Genomic DNA, 18,404 nt, shown 5'->3' on the forward strand with positions numbered 1-18,404 from the left:
ATGGCGAAGCCGGCAAGGGTGCATGAGCCGGCGCGGTTCAATCAAACGTTTTATCCGTACGCATGCGTGCTGTTTTCAGCCGATTGCGTGGTGCGGCGCGCGATGTGGTGCATGGGCACCTCGCGTCTGCGCACGCAGGCCGGTTGCGCACGCAGGCCGGTCGTGACCAACGGCCGGTCGTGACCAACGGCCGGATTAGGTGCGGCGCCATGAGCATCCAGAGCGATGGCGAAGACAAGAACTGCCGGCGGTCGCGCCCGTTTCGCGCCGCTTTGCCGTGAGTACTGGATCAAGGCGTGAGACGCGGCTGCCTTATCATGGCCGCATCCTGAGTGGAGAGACCCCAGCTTGATGCGCAAGATCGTGCACGTGGACATGGATGCGTTCTACGCGTCCGTGGAGCAACGTGACGATCCCGGCCTGCGCGGCAAGCCGGTGGTGGTTGCCTGGCGCGGCGCGCGCTCGGTGGTCTGCGCCGCCTCCTACGAAGCACGCACCTTCGGCATCCGCTCGGCGATGCCGGCGCTACGTGCAGAACGGCTCTGCCCGGATGCGGTGTTCGTGCCGCCGGATTTTGCGCGTTACAAGGCGGTGTCGCGGCAGGTGCGCGAGATCTTTCATCGGCATACCGATCTGGTCGAGCCGTTGTCGCTGGACGAAGCCTATCTGGACGTCACGCACGCCAAGACCGGCATGCTGCTGGCCACCGAAATCGCGCAACTGATCCGCACCCAGATCCGCGACGAAACCGGGCTCACCGCATCGGCCGGCATCGCGCCGAACAAGTTCCTGGCCAAGATCGCCTCGGACTGGCGCAAGCCCGATGGCCAGTTCGTCATCGCACCCAGTCGCGTGGATGCGTTCCTGCTGCCGCTCAAGGTCAATCGCATCCCAGGCGTGGGCAAGGTGATGGACGGCAAGCTGGCGGCGTTGGGCATCGTCACTGTGGCCGATCTGCGACTGCGTCCGCTGGAAGAATTGCAGGCGCATTTCGGCAGTTTCGGACACAGCCTGTATCGCCGCGCGCGCGGCATCGACGACCGCCCGGTGGAGCCGGATCAGGAAGTGCAGTCGGTCTCTTCGGAAGACACCTTCAGCGAGGATCTGGCGCTCGATGCACTGGACCCGCACATCCTGCGCCTGGCCGAAAAAACCTGGCTCGCCACGCGGCGCACCGAACGGATCGGGCGCACGGTGGTGCTGAAGCTGAAGACCTCGAACTTTCGCATCCTGACCCGTTCGTACACGCCGGAGCAGCCGCCGGCTTCCTTTGATGCATTGGCGCAGATTGCGCTGGCACTGACCAAGCGCGTGGAGCTGCCCGACGACACGCGCTATCGCCTGGTCGGTGTCGGGCTGAGCGGTTTCAGCGATGCCGAAGAGGGCGCGGTGCAGGGCGAGTTGTTCGGCGAGATGCCGCAGGCGCAGTGAGTGCGACGTCGTGCCTGCGATGCCGTGTGGTAGAGCAGCCACCAAAACGACTGTGCTCACCGCCGGGCGGGCGTAGCCGGTGTTCGGTGCGGCATTACCACGCGAGCACTCCGGGTCTGAGCGCGCCGTCCACCCACACCTGACGACTGCTCGCTACGTTGTGGTAGCCGTCCTCAGCCTGATGCATGCAGCGATGACGGCAGCACGCATCTTGACCGCGCACGCTGACGCGCTCTGAATCCAGCCGCTCGTACACTGCAGGCCGCTCCCCCAACGAGGCGTTGTGCATGTTTCCGTATCCGCTGGTGATCTTCGACCTGGACGGCACGCTGGTGGACAGCGCACCCAATATCGCCGAAGCGCTCAACGCCACCTTGCACGAACTCGGGTTGCAGCAGTTCAGCGAGGCGACGATTCGTGGCTGGATCGGTGAGGGCGTGCACGTGCTGCTTGCCACTGCCTTGCGCGAAGCCGGCGGCACGCACGATGCCGATACCGCGATGCCGGTGATGATGCGTCACTACGAAGCCAGCCTGCTGCATAACCCGCAGCTCTATCCCGGTGTCGGCGAGGCCTTGGTTGGCCTGCGCGAGGCCGGCGCCACGCTGGCGTTGTGCACCAACAAACCATCGCGGTTCATCGCGCCGCTGCTGGAGCATCTGGGCATCGCTGCGCACTTCAGCAGCGTACTCGGTGGCGATTCGCTGCCGCAGCGCAAGCCCGATGCCGCGCCGCTGCTGCACCTGGCCAGGCAATTCCAGCACGCACCGCAGCAGTGCCTGATGGTTGGCGATTCGGCCACCGATGCGGCCGCCGCAAACGCAGCGGCAATGCCCTTGGCGATGGTGTGCTACGGCTATCTGCGCGGCTTCGACGTGCACAGCTCCGGCGCGGTGGCGGTCATGGATGACATGCGCGAGCTGCTGGCATTGACCTAGAGCGACCGACAAAGAGACTGCGCGGCTGCCAGGCGGACGTGATCGGTGATCGGTGCAGTGCGTCCTGTTTCCGTCCTGCGGTTCTAAGCGTAGCGTCCGCATCCAACCGACGATCGCTTCGTAGATGCTGTTAGCTGCGTTTGGTGTTTGGCGCGACGCGACAACGCGGTCGACAGCGGAGTGGGTGCGCTGGCTGGAGTTCGCAGCGGGGGTTTTGCGTGGTGTGCCGCCGACGTTGCGACCAAGCGCTGCGCGCAACGCGCGCAGCCATCGTGTCGGGCGCTACCGCACGGCGCCGATACCAACCGCACGGCGCCGATACCAAAAGATGCAGCGGCGCTCCACCCATGGTGTGCGCTCAATCCTCGCGGGTCTGGCTCGGGTCCGCAGCGTCATCGTGTCCTTCGAGCATGTCGCCATGCGTATCGTCGTTGTCCGCCCGCGCGTAGTGCACGGTTTCCACCGGCCCGGCGACCGCGCGACCGCGCACCGGCAACAGCGCACTGGCCGCTTCGTATTCGGCCAGCAAGGCATGCCGACGCGCTTCCGGTACGTCCTGCCAATGGCAATCGGTCAAGGCGCCTTCCAGCGAATACAGCAGATTGAGGCTGGGTCTGAAACCGGCGCGGCGCACTTTGACGAAGGCGCCCACCGCGCCCACCGCCTGCAGATCCTGCTGCGTACGCAAACCCACCTGGCGCAGCCACGCCGCACTTTTCGGGCCGATGTTGCGCAGCCGTTCGGTGGTCACGTCAACGCGCCGACGAAAATTTGCGCAATGGCTTCCAGGCCTTGCTGATCGTCGGCGTCGAAGCGATCCAGCTCCGGGCTGTCCAGATCCAGCACGCCGATCAAGGTCTCGCCCTTGACCAAAGGAATCACCAGCTCCGAGCGCGACGCCGAATCGCAGGCGATATGCCCCGGAAACGCGTCCACGTCGGCAATGCGCTGGCTCTGTCGGGTGCTGGCGGCCGCACCGCACACGCCCTTGTCCAGCGGAATGCGCACGCAGGCCGGCAAGCCCTGGAACGGCCCCACCACCAGCTCGCGGCCATCGTAGAAATAGAAGCCGGCCCAGTTGAGCGACGGCAGCGAATTGAAGATCAGTGCGGCCAGATTGGCGGCATTGGCGATCCGATCCGGCTCGCCGTGCACCAGGGCCTGGGCCTGGGCGGTGAGCTGGGCATATTGTTCCGGCTTGCTGCCGGTGAGCGACGAGGTGGCGAACATGGCAGAAGTTTAGCAGCGGCCATCCGCAGCGGCATTGCGACTCAGCCGCGCGTTCGGATCCGCACGTTATGCTGCCCGCCCTCTCGGCAATGGCGGCCCGGCCGCAGGATCGAACGCATGCAGCACCCGGCGTTGTACGTCACCGGCACCGACACCGGCATCGGCAAGACCATGGGCAGCACGGCGTTGCTGCATGCGCTACGCGCGCGCGGCCACACCGCGGTGGGGATGAAGCCGGTCGCCAGTGGCTGCGAACAAACGCCGGATGGCTGGCGCAATGAAGACGCGCTGGCGCTGCAGGCGGCCAGCGACCCGCAACCGGATTACGCCACCCTCAACCCGTACGCCTTGCCCGCACCGCTGGCACCGGAGCTGGCTGCTGCCGATGTCGGCGTGACCCTGTCGCTGGACCCGATCGCCCGCGCCTTTGCGCAATTGCGTCGCCAGGCCGGGGTGGTGGTGGTCGAAGGTGTCGGCGGCTGGGCTGCGCCGCTCAGCGCCGATCTGGACCAGGCCGATCTGGTGCGCGCGCTGCAACTGCCGGTGGTGCTGGTGGTCGGCGTGCGGCTGGGCTGCATCAACCACGCGCGCCTGACTGCCGCCGCCATCGCCGCCGACGGGCTGGAATGCATCGGCTGGATCGCCAACGAAATCGACCCGCAGATGGAGCGCGTCGAAGAGAACATCCAGATGTTGCACCAGCGGCTGTCGATGCCGTGCTGGGGGCGGATCCGCTGGCGCCCGGGCGCCGATGCCGCCAGCCAGGCGCAGGAGCTGCGGCTACCTATTTAGCCGCGCCGGCCGCAAACACGGCAGTGCCACTCGCCGCGCGCAAGCCGCGGCGACAGATGGCCGGCAAACGCACAATAAAAAAGCCCGACAGAGGGAGGGATCTGTCGGGCCGGATTGCATGGGGGGAGGGACCCATGCAAAGACGCTGAATTTTTGGTGGCGGTTAGCTGCGCCGTGTCTTGCCTGCTGCGCCGGCCTGCTCGCTGCCGGTGTCGAACTGCTGCTTGGCAAACTGCCCAAGCTCGCTGGACATCTTCAAACCCATCCCGACCACTTCCTGGTTGGCCGAGGCCAAACGTTCCAGGTTGTCGCGGGCCAGTTGCAGACCTTTCGGCCAGAGCGTCTGGTAGGCACCCAGGTCGCGTGCCTGCGCAAACTCACCCAAGAAACTGGTGGTGGCGGTGACGTTCTGCTTCAGCGTGTCCAATGCCAACTGATTGGCACGTGCTGCGGCAGAGGCGAACTGACTGGTGAAGCTGTTATCGAACTGCGCCGACATTGCGAACCCCTTGGGGAAAGCCGTGACCGTTTGTTGCGTTGCAGCATACGCGCATATTGGTGCGATGCAACACGTTTCCTGAAATTTTCCAAAACATTGTTCAAATTCATTTGAATTCAATCGGTTGGAAGGACCGCAAAAACGACGAAGCCGCCCATCAGGCGGCTTAGAATCGAACACTGCGCACGCGGTCAACCGCGGTAGCGGCAGCCGGACGTGCAGGTTTCATGCACCACGATTTCGCTCAACTGCGGCAAGGCCGGCTTGAGCTGCTGCCAGATCCAGATCGCCAACCGTTCGCTGGTCGGGTTCTCCAGCCCCTCGATGTCATTGAGGTAGTGGTGGTCCAGGCGGTCGTAGATCGGCTGAAAGGCCGCCTTGATATCGCCGAAATCCATGATCCAGCCGGTGTCGGCACCCGGTTCGCCGCTGACGTGCAGCTCGACCCGGAACGAATGCCCATGCAGCCGGGCGCACTTGTGGCCGGGCGGCACATTGGGAAGCCGATGCGCGGCTTCGAGCGTAAAGACTTTGAAGATATCCATGACGGTGATCGGCAAGCAGTAACGAAAGGGAAAGGCACGTGCCGGCGTGGTACCGGATCACGCAAGGGTCCGGAGCGGCCGGGTCCGATACAACGCGGGCCTGATACAACAAGGGCCGCATGGCGGCCCTTGTTCTCAGCAGACGCGTCTATCAGGCGCCGCGGTTAGCCGGACGGCCAGCGCCGCCACGGCTGTCGCGCCGGCCGGCACCTGCGCCCGCATTGGCTTGACGCGGCCCGGCGCTGCGCTGGCCACCCGGCTTCTTCGGGCCGGCATGTGCATGCGCCTGACGCGGTGCATCGCCATGCGGACGACGCGCGTGGCTCTTGCGCGGTGCGCGATCGCCGCCCGGCTGTTCGGCACGGCCCGGGGCGCTGTTGCCCCAACGGATCGGGGTCTGCGGCTCGTAGCCCGGCACGTCGCGGATTTCCACGTCGCGGCCCAGCATGCGCACGATCTGACGCAGCAGCTTGGCTTCGTCCTGCGCCACCAGCGAAATCGCCTCGCCGGTGGAGCCGTTACGGCCGGTACGGCCGATACGGTGCACGTAGTCCTCGGCCACCATCGGCAGGTCGTAGTTGATGACCTTCGGCAGCTGGTCGATATCGATACCGCGCGCGGCGATATCGGTGGCCACCAGCACGGTCACGCGGCCGGCCTTGAAGTCGCTCAGTGCACGCATGCGCTGGCCCTGGCTCTTGTTGCCATGGATCGCCGCGGTCTTGATGCCAGACTTTTCCAGGAACAGCGCCAGCTTGTCGCTGCCATGCTTGGTGCGCGCGAAGACCAGGGTCTGCTCGCGGCTGTCCTGCGCCAACAGGTGCAGCAGCAGATCGCGCTTGCGCGCGCCATCGACCGGGTGCACGCGGTGGGTGATGCTCTCGGCCACGGTGTTGCTCGGGGTGACCTGGATCTGCATCGGGTTGCGCATGAACTCCAGCGCCAGCTGCTTGATGTTCTCTTCGAACGTCGCCGAGAACAGCAGGGTCTGACGGTCCTGGCGCGGCAGCTTGGTCAGGATGCGCTTGATCGACGGCAAAAAGCCCATGTCGAGCATGCGGTCGGCTTCGTCCAGGATCAGTACTTCGATGCCGGACAGGTCCACGCTGCGACGCTCGATATGGTCGATCAGACGGCCCGGGCAGGCGATCAGCAGGTCCACGCCACGACGCAGGGTGTCGAGCTGGTTGCCCATGCCCACGCCGCCGTAGATCACCGCGCTGGGAATGCGCAGGTACTTGCTATAGCCGCGCAGGCTGTCGTGCACCTGGGTGGCCAGCTCGCGGGTCGGGGTCAGGATCAGCGCGCGCGGCTTGCGCGGGCCGTTGACCGGCTGCGGCGTGGTGCCCAGGTGCTGCAGCAGCGGCAGGCCGAACGCGGCGGTCTTGCCGGTACCGGTCTGCGCGCCTGCCAGCAGGTCGTGACCGGCCAGCACCAGCGGGATCGCCTGCTGCTGGATCGCAGTGGGGGTTTCATAGCCCTGCTCGGCCAACGCGCGCAGCAGGAAGGGCGCAAGGCCCAGGGATTCAAAAGACATCAGGAAGCTCCAAGTAAAGCGCCGCCACCAGGCCAGGCCCGGAGCGCAAACGCATTGCAGATGCAAAAAGTGAGGCTCGGAGCGTTCCCGTGAACCGCGCTGCGAGATGGTGGAACAACCCGATCAAGAAGCGATGGGTTTGTCGGCACCACGAAAGGCGTCGGGTGGGGCGGGCGAGCGGATCGATCGATCCTGGCCTCGCCGGCGGTCCCAAAGGGAAACGGACGGCCGCATGCAGACGGGGCCAGTGTACGCGCGTTTGGCGCGCTGCACAAAATTTCGGCATTGCATTGTGCTGCGGGTCAGCTGTTTCAATCGCAACCATTGTTGCGCCAGGTCGTACAATCGCCCGATCAGCCACAGCACAGGATCGTCATGAAGCTAGGTTCCCTGAAGGAAGGCGGCCGCGATGGCAGCCTGATCGTGGTCTCACGCGACCTGAGCAAGGCCGTGCATGCCGCCGGCATCGCGCCGACGCTGCAGCGCGCGCTGGAAGACTGGAGCAACGTCGCGCCACGGCTGAACGCCTTGTCTGCCTCGCTCGACGACGGCAGCGCCGATGGCGTCTTCGATCTGGATCTGCAGGCGCTGGCCGCGCCGCTCCCGCGCGCTTACGAATTCGTCGATGGCAGCGCCTACCTGCCGCATGTGGAGCGGGTGCGTCGCGCGCGCAATGCCGAGGTACCGGAGAGCTTCTACACCGACCCGCTGATGTACCAGGCCACCAGTGCCGGCTTCTACGGCCCGCGCGATGCCATCAAGGTGATCAGCGAGGACCACGGCATCGATCTGGAGGCCGAAATCGTGGTCATCACCGACGACGTGCCGATGGGGGCCTCGCCCGATCAGGCGGCCGCGCATATCCAGCTGATCGGCCTGGTCAACGATGTCTCGCTGCGCAACCTGATCCCGGCCGAGCTCGCCAAGGGCTTTGGTTTTGTGCAGTCCAAGCCGCGCTCGGCGCTGTCGCCGGTATTCGTCACCCCCGACGAGCTGGGCGATGCATGGCGCGACAGCAAGGTGCATCTGCCGTTGGTGACCCACGTCAACGGCGCCTGGTTCGGTGCGCCGGAAGCGGGCAACGACATGCAGTTCGATTTCGCCCAGCTGATCGCCCATGCCGCCAAGACCCGTCCGTTGTCGGCTGGCACGATTGTCGGGTCCGGCACCATCGCCAATCAGGACACCACGCTGGGCGCGTCGTGCTTTGCCGAACAGCGCGTGGTCGAGACCTTGCGCGATGGCAAGCCGAGCACGCCGTTCATGGCGTTCGGCGATGTGGTGCGGATCGAGATGTTCGATGCCAGCGGCGCCAGCATCTTCGGCGCGATCGAGCAGCGCGTCGAACGGCAGCCATCGCCATGACGCGCAGCGTCCCGCCGGCGGGCGCGGTCACTGGCGGCCGCGCATGAGCGCGGCGCTGGAGCTGTTTTCGTACTGGCGTTCAAGCGCGGCGTATCGCGTGCGCATCGGGCTGCACCTGAAATCGCTGGCCTATATCACGCACCCGGTGCATCTGGTGCGCGATGGTGGCGAGCAACATGCCACCGCCTACGCGCAACTCAATCCGCAGGAGCTGGTGCCGACGCTGCGCCACGGCGCAGTGGTGATCCCGCAGTCGCTGGCGATTCTGGAATATCTGGACGAGGCCTTTGCGGACAGCGCGCCGCTGTTGCCAGCAGCCCCGGCCGACCGTGCCCGCGTGCGCGCGCTGGCGCAGGTCATCGCCTGCGATGTGCATCCGCTCAACAATCTGCGCGTCACCCACTACCTGGAGCGCGGCGTTGCGCTGGACGCGGCGCAACGCCAGCAGTGGACACAGCACTGGATGCAGTGCGGCTTCAGCGCGCTGGAAGCGCAACTTGCGCAAGACCCGCGCACCGGAACGTTCTGCCACGGCGAGACGCCGGGCCTGGCCGACTGCGTGCTGATCCCGCAGCTCTACAACGCGCGTCGGTTCGAGGTCGATCTGACACCGTATCCCACCTTGCAACGGATCGAACGACAGTGCCTGGCACTCCCGCAATTCGGCGCTGCCCGGCCAGAGGCCCAGCCCGACGCGGCGGTGTGAGTGCAGCGAGATGTTCGACGGTGGCCTCAGTCCTTGGGCCATCGTTTCCCACAGGCAGGGGACGTGCGGCGCGTTGAAGCGGTGCCTAGTGTTGAAGCGGTGCCGAGTAAGGAGAGGCTTGAACAACGGCCCTGATCAGCGCCAAACCCCAGCGACGGGCCGCGGCAGAAGCAGATCAGTCACAGCGCGCCGCAACGCGTGCGTCCGGTGCCCATGTCCTTCTCCCGCTCGCGGGAGAAGGTGGCGCGCAGCGCCGGATGAGGGCGCTGCCGCATTCCAGATCAAATAAACCCGTGACTGATCTTCGGCGCCGACGCCGACTCGTAATCCGCGTATGGGTCGTGCTCGCCGGAGCCGCCTTCGGACAGCCGGAACTTCAGCGCCAGGCCATCGCGCGAATCGGCTGCACGCAGCGCTTCTTCCTGCTCGATCTCACCGGTCTTGACCATGCGGAACAGGCATTGGTCGAAGGTCTGCATGCCTTCTTCCAACGACTCTTCCATCGCCGCCTTGACCTCGTGCACCTGGCCACGACGCAGCAGGTCGCGGATCATCGGGGTATTGAGCAACACCTCGGTGGCGGGGCGGCGGCGTCCATCCACGCCCTTGACCAGGCGCTGCGAGACCACCGCGCGCAGATTCAGCGCCAGGTTCATCAGCACGTTCTTGTGCGCGCTTTCCGGGAAGAAATTGAGGATGCGCTCGATGGTCTGGTCGGCGTTGTTGGAGTGCAACGTCGCCAGGCACAGGTGGCCGGTCTCGGCGAAGGCGATGGCCGCCTCCATGGTCTCGGCATCCAGGATTTCGCCGATCAGGATCACGTCCGGCGCTTCGCGCATCGCGTTCTTCAGCGCACTCTGGAAGGCGTGCGTGTCCAGGCCCACCTCGCGCTGGTTCACGATCGACATCTTGTGCTTGTGCAGATATTCGATCGGGTCCTCGATGGTGAGGATGTGCCCGGTGGTGGTGCTGTTGCGGTGGTCGATCATCGACGCCAGCGAGGTCGACTTGCCGGAGCCGGTCGAACCGACCACCAGCACCAGCCCGCGCGGGGTCATGATGACGTCCTTGAGCACCTGCGGCAGGTTGAGCTCTTCGATGCTCGGGATCCGGCTGCGGATGGCGCGGATCACCATGCCCACCTCGCCACGCTGCTTGAACACGTTCACGCGGAAGCGGCCGGCATCGGACAGGGCGATGGCCATGTTGAGCTCGAGCTCGCGCTCGAACTGCGGCACCTGGCCTTCGTCCATCAATGAGTAAGCGATTTTCTTGACCATCCCCGGCGGCAACCCCGTGTTGCCAAGCGGGTAGAGCTTGCCTTCGATCTTGATGTACACCGGCGCGCCGGTGGTCAAGAACATGTCCGAGGCATTCTTTTCGGTCATCAGCTTCAGGAAGTAGCCGATATCCATGCGCAATGGTTCCCCAACAAACAGCAGCGTCTCGTTGCAAGTCCGCCGCAGGCTTCCGACAATGGCCGTGCTCGAGACTTCCTCGCTACGGCTCCCCTAATGACGGCTAGCTTCGCATACTTGCGGCGATCCCTGTATGGCATCGCCTGTTTCATGGTTCTTTCCTCTCCGGCCGCCGCCCAGGTGGCACCGGAGCTCACTGCCGCCGAACAGGCCGTGCAACGCGCCACCCAGGCCGATGCCGACCAATACGCCCCGGATCTGGTCAACCTGGCCCGCCAGGAATTGATGCAGGCCCAGCAGGCGCAACTGGACAAACGCCAGCGCAAGGAGGTGCCGCAGCTCGCACTGCGCGCCGCCGCCGATGCCGATCTGGCCAAGGCGCGCAGCGAAGAGGCCGTGGTCAGTGCCCAGCTGGAGCAACGTCGCAAGGAAGTGGCGCAGCTGCAGAACACCCTCAACACCGGGGAGAACGGCCGATGAAACTGCGCCCCCTCCTTTATATCGGTGTGCTGAGCCTGGCCACGCTGCCGTCGCTGGCGATGGCGGCCAAGGACGACCCGCAGGCCGACGCGCTCAATCGGCGCCTGGCAGCGTTGCAAAACGACCCGCAGACCAGCGACCTGGCCCGCTACGAGCGCTTGCAGGCGCAGCAGACCGTGGCCGCACTGGCCGAGGCCAAGCGGCGCGACCGCGATGCGCTGGTGTTTCTGGCCGACCGCCGGGTCGAGATCGCCGAGCTCACCGCCCGCACCGCGCTGGCCCGGCGCGAGCTGGACCGCCTGGAAGGCACCCGCAACGATCTGCTGATCGAGGCCAGCCGCCGTGACGCCTCGCGCGCCCGGCAGGAGGCCGAGCGGCTGCGTGTGCAGGCGCAGATCCAGGCCGAGGAGGCTGAGCGCATGCGGCAGGCCGCCGAACAGGAAACCCTGGCTCGCCAGGATGCCGAGCTGGCGCTGACCAGCGTGGCCGGCAAGCAGACCGCCAAGCTCAACGCCGCCCAGCAAAAGGCCCTTCAGCTCGCCCATGAAGAAGCCGAGCTGGTGGCCGGTGCCAAGCTGCCCTCGTCCAGGGTGGACAGCCGCGGCGAAGTGTTCTCGCTGGGCAGCGGTGCGTTCGGCGGCAAGGCGGCGTTGTCCGGCGATGCGGCCGGGCAGGCCAAGGCACTGGCCGAGTATCTGAACATCGGCAAGAAGGGCCGGGTCAGCATCGTCGGCTTCGACAGCGATGCGGGCACAGCCAAGAAGCGTGCCGAAGCGCTTCGCGACGCTCTGGTCGCCGCCGGTGTTGCGGAATCGCGGTTGCAGGTCAGTGGCAGCAAGGGTGCCGCCAGCAAGACGCGCGCGGCGGAGGTCGTCGTCGCGCCCTAATGCAAGTGGTTGGAAGTTAAGGTCTTTTAACCCAGGCATGACGCCCGGTTGAACCGCGGTCACTGATTGACGCAGGGAACGGCAAAACCAGCCGTTCCGGCCTTGAACCCCCTCCGCGACCGGCGTAGGGTCGTACCTCCGGGCAGCAACTCCGCCGCCCGGAAAGTACGGAGGGCCGGGTCAGTGACGCAAGGGCACGCAGAGACGCACGCAGTTGCAACAGGTAGTGGTTTTACCAGTGCGTCTACCGTGATGACCTTTGCCAACGTGACGCGCGGGTCTTCGATTCCCAAGCAGCGCCCTGTGCCGTTCGCGGCCGGGGCGTTCTTGTTTTAAGTGAAGGAGGTAACGCCATGTTCGAAGGGCAACCGCAGACCGAAATCGACGCATTGATCAAGTCCGATCCCGAGTTCAAGCAGCTGTACCAACGCCACAAGCTCTTGAACAAGAAATGCATGGATGCCGAACTTGGGGTGCTTCCCATCGACGACGTGACCTTGGGCCAGATGAAACGCGAAAAATTGCAGGCCAAAGAGAAGCTCACCCGGATGTACGACCAGCTCACGCACTGATCCTTCCCCACCGTTACAACAAGTTCACCGCCGCGGGCGGTGGCGGCCTCCTCGTCGGCTTGCCACCGTCCGCGTCTTTCGTTTTGGCCGATGCCTGCGCCGTGACGCGTGGCCTGTCAGGCAGCTGAGCACGCTCGTTCATAGGCGAGCACGATCGTTTCCCGCCTGAATGAGCATTCCCCGGCCGTTCGTCGGATAATGACCGGTCTAGCCCGCGCGGCGCAGCGACGATATCCCGATGGCGATTCATTCCTCCGTACTCGAACTGATTGGCAACACGCCGATCGTCAAGGCCCAGCGCCTGGACACCGGCGTCTGCGAGCTGTTCCTCAAGCTGGAGGCGAACAATCCCGGCGGGTCGATCAAGGATCGCATCGGCCTGTCGATGATCGAAGCGGCCGAGCAGCGCGGCGACCTCACCCCTGGCGCCACGCTGGTGGAAGGCACCGCCGGCAATACCGGCCTGGGCCTGGCGCTGGTAGCGCAGCAAAAGGGCTACCAGCTGATCCTGGTGGTGCCGGACAAGATGAGCCGCGAGAAGATCTTCAATCTCAAGGCCATGGGCGCCAACGTGGTGCTGACCCGGTCGGACGTGGCCAAGGGCCACCCGGAGTACTACCAGGACCTGGCCGCCAAGATCGCCGCCGAAACCCCCGGTGCGTACTTCATCAATCAGTTCGGCAACCCGGACAACCCGGCTGCGCACGAATTCGGCACCGGCCCGGAAATCCTGGCGCAGATGGACGGCCAGCTGGACGCGATCGTGTTCGGCTGCGGCAGCTCCGGCACCATGACCGGCCTGTCGCGCGCCTTCGCCAACGCCTCGCCGCACACCGAACTGGTGCTGGCCGACCCGGTAGGCTCGATCCTGACCCAGTACATCGAAGAAGGCACGGTCAGCGAGAAGTCCGGCAGCTGGCTGGTCGAAGGCATCGGCGAAGATTTTCTGCCGGATATCTCGGATTTTTCGCGGGTCAAGAAGGCGTATTCGATCAGCGATGCCGAAAGCTTCCACACCGCGCGCGAGCTACTGGCCAAAGAAGGCATCCTCGGAGGCTCGTCCACCGGCACCTTGCTGGCCGCAGCGCTGAAGTATTGCCGCGAGCAGACCACGCCCAAGCGCGTGCTGGTGTTCGTATGCGATACCGGCAACAAGTATCTGTCGAAGATGTACAACGACTACTGGATGCTCGACAACGGCTTCCTGGAGCGCCCGCAACACGGCGACCTGCGCGACCTGATCCTGCGCCCGTACAACAAGCGCGACACCGTGGTGGTGGGCCCGAAGGACCTGCTGACCACCGCCTACCAGCGCATGAAGCTGTACGACGTGTCGCAGCTACCGGTGATCGACGACGGCGAACTGGTCGGCATCGTCGACGAGAGCGACGTGCTGCTGCACGTGTATGGCGACGAAGCGCGTTTTCGCGATCCGATTTCCACCGCCATGGTCAGCAAGCTCGACCGCCTGGATGTCGCCTCGCCGATCGAGGCGCTGCTGCCGGTGTTCGATCGCGGCCAGGTCGCAATCGTCATGGACGGCACGCAGTTTCTCGGCCTGATCACCCGCATCGACCTGCTCAACTACCTGCGCCGCCGCGTGCAGTGATCGCGCAAGCCCGCGCGTGTCAGTGAGACGCGCGGCATTGGCCGTTCAGACCTGCTTGTTACAATCCGCCACTTTTTCCGGGAACCTCCATGTCCAACCGCATTACCAAGAGCCACGATGGCGAGCGCGCATTGGCGCTTGCAACGCTGGCGATCCATGGAGGGCAGTCGCCAGATCCCAGCACCGGCGCAGTGATGCCGCCGATCTATGCGACGTCCACCTACGCGCAGTCCAGCCCCGGCGAGCATCAGGGTTTCGAGTACTCGCGCACCCATAACCCGACGCGGTTTGCCTACGAGCGCTGCGTTGCCGCTCTGGAAGGCGGCACGCGCGCGTTCGCGTTTGCCTCGGGCATGGCCGCCACCTCAACCGTGATGGAACTGCTGGATGCCGGCAGCCACGTGGTGGCGATGGACGACCTGTATGGCGGCACCTTCCGCCTGTTCGAGCGCGTGCGCCGCCGCACCGCCGGCCTGGATTTCAGCTTCGTCGACCTGACCGACCCGGCCGCCTTCGAAGCCGCGATCCGTCCCGACACCAAGATGGTGTGGATCGAAACCCCGACCAACCCGATGCTCAAGCTGGTCGACATCGCCGCGATTGCTGCCATCGCCCGCAAGCATGGCCTGCTGATCGTGGTCGACAACACCTTCGCCTCGCCGATGCTGCAACGCCCGCTTGAGCTGGGCGCCGACATCGTCGTGCATTCGGCCACCAAGTACCTCAACGGCCACTCCGACATGGTCGGCGGCATCGCGGTGGTTGGCGACAACGCAGAACTTGCCGAACAACTGGCCTTCCTGCAGAACTCCATCGGCGGCGTACAAGGCCCGTTCGACAGCTTCCTCGCCCTACGCGGATTGAAGACCTTGCCGCTGCGCATGCGCGCGCATTGCGAGAACGCCCTGGCGCTGGCGCAGTGGCTGGAAACCCATCCCGCCATCGGAAAGGTGATCTACCCCGGCCTGGCTTCGCACCCGCAGCACGCACTGGCCAAGCGCCAGATGTCCGGCTTCGGCGGCATCGTCTCCATCGTGCTCAAAGGCGGCTTCGACGCAGCCAAGCGCTTCTGCGAAAAGACCGAATTATTCACACTGGCCGAATCGCTGGGCGGCGTGGAGAGTTTGGTCAATCATCCCGCCGTCATGACGCACGCCTCCATCCCAGTGGCCCGCCGCGAACAACTCGGTATCAGCGATGCGCTGGTGCGGCTGAGCGTGGGAGTTGAGGATTTGGGGGATTTGCGTGGGGATTTGGAAGAGGCCTTTCTATGATGTCGGCAAGGCGTCAGTCATTGCAGAAGGTTCCGAAAAAGCGAATGGTGGCCCGCGCACTTGGGCCAATCGCTCTGCTTGTAAATGAACGCGCGCTCTTCACCAGAATGGTTAGCCGAGATATTAGTTCGAGATATAAAGGCTCTGTCTTTGGTCTGCTGTGGACTATCTTGAATCCCCTGGTGTTGCTTGCAGTATTTGGATTTGTATTTGGGACTGTCCTGAAAGCAAAATGGGGCGTGGGAACAAAGGATAATTTTTCTTTGGTTCTGTTCAGTGGACTTTCTGTTTTCTTGCTTGCCTCTGAATGCCTGAATCGCGCACCAATGTTAGTGGTTCAGCATGCGACATACGTGAAAAAGGTGGTCTTTCCACTGCCGTTATTACCTCCAATTGTAGTGGGCTCAGCTGTTGTCAACTTTGGTGTCGCGGTGGGCTTGCTGCTTCTGGTTCAGATTTTTTTAACGGGTAAGGTGTATTCAAGCTGGGTCACAATTCCTCTTGTGGTCGCGCCGCTTCTAATAATGTTAACTGGTTTGGTTTATTTGGTCTCAGCACTTGGCGTTTTTCTAAGGGATCTTAATCAGCTTATGGGCTTGGTTACTTTGGTGATAATGTATATGAGTCCGATCCTGTTTCCCATGGAGACCGTTCCAGCTGAGTTTCGTGATTATCTTTTCTTGAATCCCGTTACTGTCCCGGTAAATGAGTTGCGGCATGTAATTTTGGCTGGAAATAATCCGGACTGGGTTGCGATAGGGGTATATTTCTTAATCTCTTTGGTGACGTTGTTACTGGGTTACGGGTTTTTCCTGCGGTGCCAGCGAGGATTTGCAGATGTCTTATGATGCGGCAATTGTCATCGACGACGTCTATAAAAGCTATACCGTGTTTGACACGCCTGCTCATAGGCTCTGGCAAATGCTTTTTCGTGGAAAGAAAAAGTTGTTTAAGGAGCATCGAGTTATAAAAGGAGTTTCTTTTTCTGTTGGGAAAGGCGAGACGGTAGGATTAATAGGTCGGAACGGTGCTGGGAAATCGACTTTATTGCAGATCATCTGCGGAACCTTAGAGCCTACAGCAGGGAATGTAAGTATCAACGGCCGCGTTGCCGCATTGCTGGAGCTTGGCGCTGGTTTCAATCCAGAGTTTACTGGGCAAGAAAATATCTTCATGAGTGCCCAGATTTTAGGTCTAACAGAAGATCAGATAAAAGAACGATACGAATCAATCATTCGCTTCGCCGATATTGGCGCCTACCTTGAGCAACCAGTTAAAACATACTCGAGTGGTATGTTCATGAGACTGGCTTTTTCAGTGATAGCTCATGTGGATGCTGACATATTGGTTATTGATGAAGCCTTAGCCGTAGGCGACGCGTACTTTGTCCAAAAATGCATGCGATTCCTGAGAAATTTCACTCAGAATGGAGGTACTCTACTTTTCGTAAGCCACGATACGACTACAGTAACTTCCTTGTGCGATCGTGCAGTTTGGATATACGATGGCAAGGTGAGGATGGATGATAAGCCTAAAAAAGTCTCTCAGGCTTATCTAGCCGACATGTATCAGAGTAATGAGGAGACGGATAAAGTTTTTGACTATTCTGCGAATAGTGGTGAGACGCAGTACGAAGATTTCCAAGACGTCCGGCGGGATTTCGTCGTCCACTCTAATTTACGTAATGACATATCGGTTGCCATGTTTAACCCAAACTCTGAATCTTTCGGCAAAGGTGGAGTAAGAGTGAAAGATGTACGAATACAAGGAGCCGATGGGCAATCGTTAATGTGGATGGTGGGCGGAGAGTCTGCATCTCTTACAATACGGTTCGAGTGCATGCGTAGCGTCTGCGACATGATCGTTGGATTTATTGTCCGAAATCGTCAAGGCCTGTCGATCTTTGGGGATAATACTTATATATCCCACCTAGGTCATGACCTGAACGGCGATATTGGAGAAAACTGGGTGGCGCGTTTCGATTTTCGTATGCCTATATTGCCAGGCGGGGACTACTCAATTTCAGTGGCAGTTTCGGAGGGAAGCCAGCACGATCACATTGTCCACACGTGGTTGCATGATGCCTTAGTGCTTACAAGTCACTCTTCGTCAATTGCGACTGGTTTGGTTGGAATTCCAATGCGTTCAATAATATTAGAGCGTATTTCAACTGGTTGATTAGCGTGATGCGCAATTGGCGGTGCTGCACTGCATTTCAATAACACGTAATGAAAGAAGCCCGCATTTGTCGCCCAAGACTTGGTTCTGGATAGGGTGAACTGTGATAGTTAACCGCTCCACTTGGTCCGTTGAGAGGGTACTAAAGTCGGCTTTGCCCTTGGCGATCATCCTAGCCACCTCTACACCGTCTCCCTGAATAGATATCACTTGCTCTGATTTGCATCGAGGATCCACTGGATATGCACGCAATGTTATCGATTCGATCACACCTTTCAAGTTTAAAGTGGCTGACTCATCTTTAGCTGAATGGGGAAATACTAAATCTTGCGTGATGTTGGGGTTGATCTCTCCTTGGATAACTTTATTTTTTAGGAGTTTTGCAGTTGCATTTTGATTAAAACGATATATTTTTTTTGGAGGTCTTCCTCGTGCGAGTTGTTGACTTGCTAAAGCGTAATAGCCTTCTAATATCTTTCTAATCTGATCCCCTCTTGCCGCTTCGCTCAATTTGGGCAAGCGAGCCGAAACCAGGAAAAAGTCACTCGAGGGGAGCTGGCTCGATTCAAGTATCCACCCAGGAAGCTCATAACTGTGGATTACGCTAGGTAATAAGGGTAGGGGATAGTTTGCCCAAACCGCGACAGGCGGAGATTGTTGTTCGGCTTTGCGTCCGTCAGTGAAACAGCGCTCTTTAAAGGTAGACGCGAGCGCGGGCATATGGTCGCCGTAAAGAATGGCCAATGTTGGACGTTGCCGGTGTGATAATTGCTCAATTAAGTATGCCCAAGCCTTGTCAGCTTCGACGGCTCTTGAAATGTAATCTTGGAGCTCCCCGTCCGTAGATTGGGCCGACGTCCCCCCGCCCTGAGTAGCGATCGGGTTTAGAGTCCGGGGTTGATGATATCGGTGTTTGCCAGATGTTGGGCATAAGCGGACGGCG

Annotated in this window: 18 protein-coding genes, 1 other RNA gene and 1 pseudogene; 13 read left to right on the forward strand and 7 right to left on the reverse strand. The window is 62.0% G+C overall.

The window, feature by feature from the left end; genetic code table 11:
- The first annotated feature begins 351 nt into the window (after positions 1–351).
- From dinB to gph, 3 genes are all read left to right on the forward strand, one after another.
- Positions 352–1,431: a DNA polymerase IV gene (dinB, locus tag XdyCFBP7245_RS07565; RefSeq protein WP_104615092.1), complete on the forward strand. Its 1,080-nt coding sequence runs from the start codon at positions 352–354 to the stop codon at positions 1,429–1,431.
- A gap of 93 nt (positions 1,432–1,524) precedes the next feature.
- A non-coding RNA gene (locus XdyCFBP7245_RS07570) (sX9 sRNA) lies at positions 1,525–1,600 on the forward strand.
- 118 nt (positions 1,601–1,718) lie between these two features.
- Positions 1,719–2,369 carry a phosphoglycolate phosphatase gene (gph, locus tag XdyCFBP7245_RS07575; protein ID WP_104615093.1) on the forward strand — a complete coding sequence of 217 codons (651 nt, stop codon included), beginning with the start codon at positions 1,719–1,721 and terminating at the stop codon, positions 2,367–2,369.
- Positions 2,370–2,727: 358 nt separating this feature from the next.
- On the opposite strand, the gene XdyCFBP7245_RS07580 is transcribed toward gph, so the two are convergent.
- Together XdyCFBP7245_RS07580 and XdyCFBP7245_RS07585 are read right to left on the reverse strand one after the other, a co-directional pair.
- The gene (locus XdyCFBP7245_RS07580; RefSeq protein WP_104615094.1) at positions 2,728–3,120 is read right to left on the reverse strand and encodes a TfoX/Sxy family protein; all 393 of its coding nucleotides are present in this window, start codon (positions 3,118–3,120) and stop codon (positions 2,728–2,730) included.
- Positions 3,117–3,599 carry a GAF domain-containing protein gene (locus XdyCFBP7245_RS07585; protein ID WP_104615095.1) on the reverse strand — a complete coding sequence of 161 codons (483 nt, stop codon included), beginning with the start codon at positions 3,597–3,599 and terminating at the stop codon, positions 3,117–3,119. The genes XdyCFBP7245_RS07580 and XdyCFBP7245_RS07585 overlap by 4 nt, the downstream gene beginning before the upstream one ends.
- Positions 3,600–3,716: 117 nt before the next feature.
- Here XdyCFBP7245_RS07585 and bioD point away from each other — a divergent pair, with 117 nt between their 5' ends.
- Positions 3,717–4,391: a dethiobiotin synthase gene (gene bioD, locus XdyCFBP7245_RS07590; RefSeq protein ID WP_104615096.1), complete on the forward strand. Its 675-nt coding sequence runs from the start codon at positions 3,717–3,719 to the stop codon at positions 4,389–4,391.
- Between the two features lie 163 nt (positions 4,392–4,554).
- On the opposite strand, the gene XdyCFBP7245_RS07595 is transcribed toward bioD, so the two are convergent.
- The 3 genes from XdyCFBP7245_RS07595 to XdyCFBP7245_RS07605 all read right to left on the reverse strand — a co-directional run bounded on the left by XdyCFBP7245_RS07595 (position 4,555) and on the right by XdyCFBP7245_RS07605 (position 6,972).
- A complete protein-coding gene (locus XdyCFBP7245_RS07595; RefSeq protein WP_104615097.1) occupies positions 4,555–4,890 on the reverse strand; it encodes a phasin family protein in 336 nt (111 codons plus the stop codon).
- Positions 4,891–5,081: 191 nt separating this feature from the next.
- Positions 5,082–5,435: a 6-carboxytetrahydropterin synthase QueD gene (queD, locus tag XdyCFBP7245_RS07600; protein ID WP_055850251.1), complete on the reverse strand. Its 354-nt coding sequence runs from the start codon at positions 5,433–5,435 to the stop codon at positions 5,082–5,084.
- A gap of 151 nt (positions 5,436–5,586) precedes the next feature.
- Positions 5,587–6,972: a DEAD/DEAH box helicase gene (locus XdyCFBP7245_RS07605; protein ID WP_055848080.1), complete on the reverse strand. Its 1,386-nt coding sequence runs from the start codon at positions 6,970–6,972 to the stop codon at positions 5,587–5,589.
- Between the two features lie 306 nt (positions 6,973–7,278).
- On the opposite strand from XdyCFBP7245_RS07605, the gene XdyCFBP7245_RS07615 reads away from it, so the two are divergent.
- Together XdyCFBP7245_RS07615 and maiA are read left to right on the forward strand one after the other, a co-directional pair.
- The gene (locus XdyCFBP7245_RS07615; protein WP_211287656.1) at positions 7,279–8,337 is read left to right on the forward strand and encodes a fumarylacetoacetate hydrolase family protein; all 1,059 of its coding nucleotides are present in this window, start codon (positions 7,279–7,281) and stop codon (positions 8,335–8,337) included.
- A 43-nt stretch (positions 8,338–8,380) separates the two neighbouring features.
- Positions 8,381–9,043 (forward strand): maleylacetoacetate isomerase, encoded by a 663-nt coding sequence (gene maiA, locus XdyCFBP7245_RS07620; protein ID WP_104615099.1) that lies wholly within the window; start codon positions 8,381–8,383, stop codon positions 9,041–9,043.
- 281 nt (positions 9,044–9,324) lie between these two features.
- On the opposite strand, the gene XdyCFBP7245_RS07625 is transcribed toward maiA, so the two are convergent.
- On the reverse strand, positions 9,325–10,458 hold the full coding sequence (locus XdyCFBP7245_RS07625) for a PilT/PilU family type 4a pilus ATPase (RefSeq protein WP_104615100.1): 1,134 nt from the start codon (positions 10,456–10,458) through the stop codon (positions 9,325–9,327).
- A 99-nt stretch (positions 10,459–10,557) separates the two neighbouring features.
- On the opposite strand from XdyCFBP7245_RS07625, the gene XdyCFBP7245_RS07630 reads away from it, so the two are divergent.
- The 7 genes from XdyCFBP7245_RS07630 to XdyCFBP7245_RS07660 all read left to right on the forward strand — a co-directional run bounded on the left by XdyCFBP7245_RS07630 (position 10,558) and on the right by XdyCFBP7245_RS07660 (position 17,461).
- Positions 10,558–10,941: a DUF4398 domain-containing protein gene (locus XdyCFBP7245_RS07630; protein WP_104615101.1), complete on the forward strand. Its 384-nt coding sequence runs from the start codon at positions 10,558–10,560 to the stop codon at positions 10,939–10,941.
- Positions 10,938–11,828, forward strand: a complete 891-nt coding sequence (locus tag XdyCFBP7245_RS07635; RefSeq protein WP_104615102.1) for a coiled-coil domain-containing protein — start codon at positions 10,938–10,940, stop codon at positions 11,826–11,828. The genes XdyCFBP7245_RS07630 and XdyCFBP7245_RS07635 overlap by 4 nt, the downstream gene beginning before the upstream one ends.
- A 353-nt stretch (positions 11,829–12,181) precedes the next feature.
- Positions 12,182–12,400, forward strand: coding sequence for an HP1242/YdcH family protein (locus XdyCFBP7245_RS07640; protein WP_005991804.1), 219 nt, complete (start codon positions 12,182–12,184; stop codon positions 12,398–12,400).
- 238 nt (positions 12,401–12,638) lie between these two features.
- Positions 12,639–14,009 carry a pyridoxal-phosphate dependent enzyme gene (locus XdyCFBP7245_RS07645; protein ID WP_104615103.1) on the forward strand — a complete coding sequence of 457 codons (1,371 nt, stop codon included), beginning with the start codon at positions 12,639–12,641 and terminating at the stop codon, positions 14,007–14,009.
- 89 nt (positions 14,010–14,098) lie between these two features.
- Positions 14,099–15,283 (forward strand): cystathionine gamma-synthase, encoded by a 1,185-nt coding sequence (locus XdyCFBP7245_RS07650; protein WP_104615104.1) that lies wholly within the window; start codon positions 14,099–14,101, stop codon positions 15,281–15,283.
- Positions 15,284–15,303: 20 nt separating this feature from the next.
- Positions 15,304–16,131, forward strand: coding sequence for an ABC transporter permease (locus XdyCFBP7245_RS07655; protein ID WP_158255502.1), 828 nt, complete (start codon positions 15,304–15,306; stop codon positions 16,129–16,131).
- The gene (locus tag XdyCFBP7245_RS07660; RefSeq protein WP_104615106.1) at positions 16,121–17,461 is read left to right on the forward strand and encodes an ABC transporter ATP-binding protein; all 1,341 of its coding nucleotides are present in this window, start codon (positions 16,121–16,123) and stop codon (positions 17,459–17,461) included. Before XdyCFBP7245_RS07655 ends, XdyCFBP7245_RS07660 begins: the two co-directional genes overlap by 11 nt.
- Here the strand turns inward: XdyCFBP7245_RS07660 and XdyCFBP7245_RS24255 are convergent.
- Positions 17,462–18,404, reverse strand: a pseudogene (locus XdyCFBP7245_RS24255) (hypothetical protein); the annotation flags it as partial.

The sequence above is a fragment of the Xanthomonas dyei genome, from assembly GCF_002939865.1.
Classification (GTDB): Bacteria; Pseudomonadota; Gammaproteobacteria; order Xanthomonadales; family Xanthomonadaceae; genus Xanthomonas; species Xanthomonas dyei.

Bases quoted from the DNA above. Each gene is read 5' to 3' on its own strand.
- dinB (WP_104615092.1), top strand. From the start codon at position 352: ATGCGCAAGATCGTGCACGTGGACATGGATGCGTTCTACGCGTCCGTG.
- XdyCFBP7245_RS07660 (WP_104615106.1), top strand. From the start codon at position 16,121: ATGTCTTATGATGCGGCAATTGTCATCGACGACGTCTATAAAAGCTAT.
- XdyCFBP7245_RS07645 (WP_104615103.1), top strand. From the start codon at position 12,639: ATGGCGATTCATTCCTCCGTACTCGAACTGATTGGCAACACGCCGATC.
- bioD (WP_104615096.1), top strand. From the start codon at position 3,717: ATGCAGCACCCGGCGTTGTACGTCACCGGCACCGACACCGGCATCGGC.
- XdyCFBP7245_RS07585 (WP_104615095.1), bottom strand. From the start codon at position 3,599: ATGTTCGCCACCTCGTCGCTCACCGGCAGCAAGCCGGAACAATATGCC.
- XdyCFBP7245_RS07630 (WP_104615101.1), top strand. From the start codon at position 10,558: ATGACGGCTAGCTTCGCATACTTGCGGCGATCCCTGTATGGCATCGCC.
- XdyCFBP7245_RS07605 (WP_055848080.1), bottom strand. From the start codon at position 6,972: ATGTCTTTTGAATCCCTGGGCCTTGCGCCCTTCCTGCTGCGCGCGTTG.
- XdyCFBP7245_RS07595 (WP_104615097.1), bottom strand. From the start codon at position 4,890: ATGTCGGCGCAGTTCGATAACAGCTTCACCAGTCAGTTCGCCTCTGCC.
- XdyCFBP7245_RS07635 (WP_104615102.1), top strand. From the start codon at position 10,938: ATGAAACTGCGCCCCCTCCTTTATATCGGTGTGCTGAGCCTGGCCACG.
- maiA (WP_104615099.1), top strand. From the start codon at position 8,381: ATGAGCGCGGCGCTGGAGCTGTTTTCGTACTGGCGTTCAAGCGCGGCG.
- XdyCFBP7245_RS07640 (WP_005991804.1), top strand. From the start codon at position 12,182: ATGTTCGAAGGGCAACCGCAGACCGAAATCGACGCATTGATCAAGTCC.
- queD (WP_055850251.1), bottom strand. From the start codon at position 5,435: ATGGATATCTTCAAAGTCTTTACGCTCGAAGCCGCGCATCGGCTTCCC.
- XdyCFBP7245_RS07650 (WP_104615104.1), top strand. From the start codon at position 14,099: ATGTCCAACCGCATTACCAAGAGCCACGATGGCGAGCGCGCATTGGCG.
- gph (WP_104615093.1), top strand. From the start codon at position 1,719: ATGTTTCCGTATCCGCTGGTGATCTTCGACCTGGACGGCACGCTGGTG.
- XdyCFBP7245_RS07625 (WP_104615100.1), bottom strand. From the start codon at position 10,458: ATGGATATCGGCTACTTCCTGAAGCTGATGACCGAAAAGAATGCCTCG.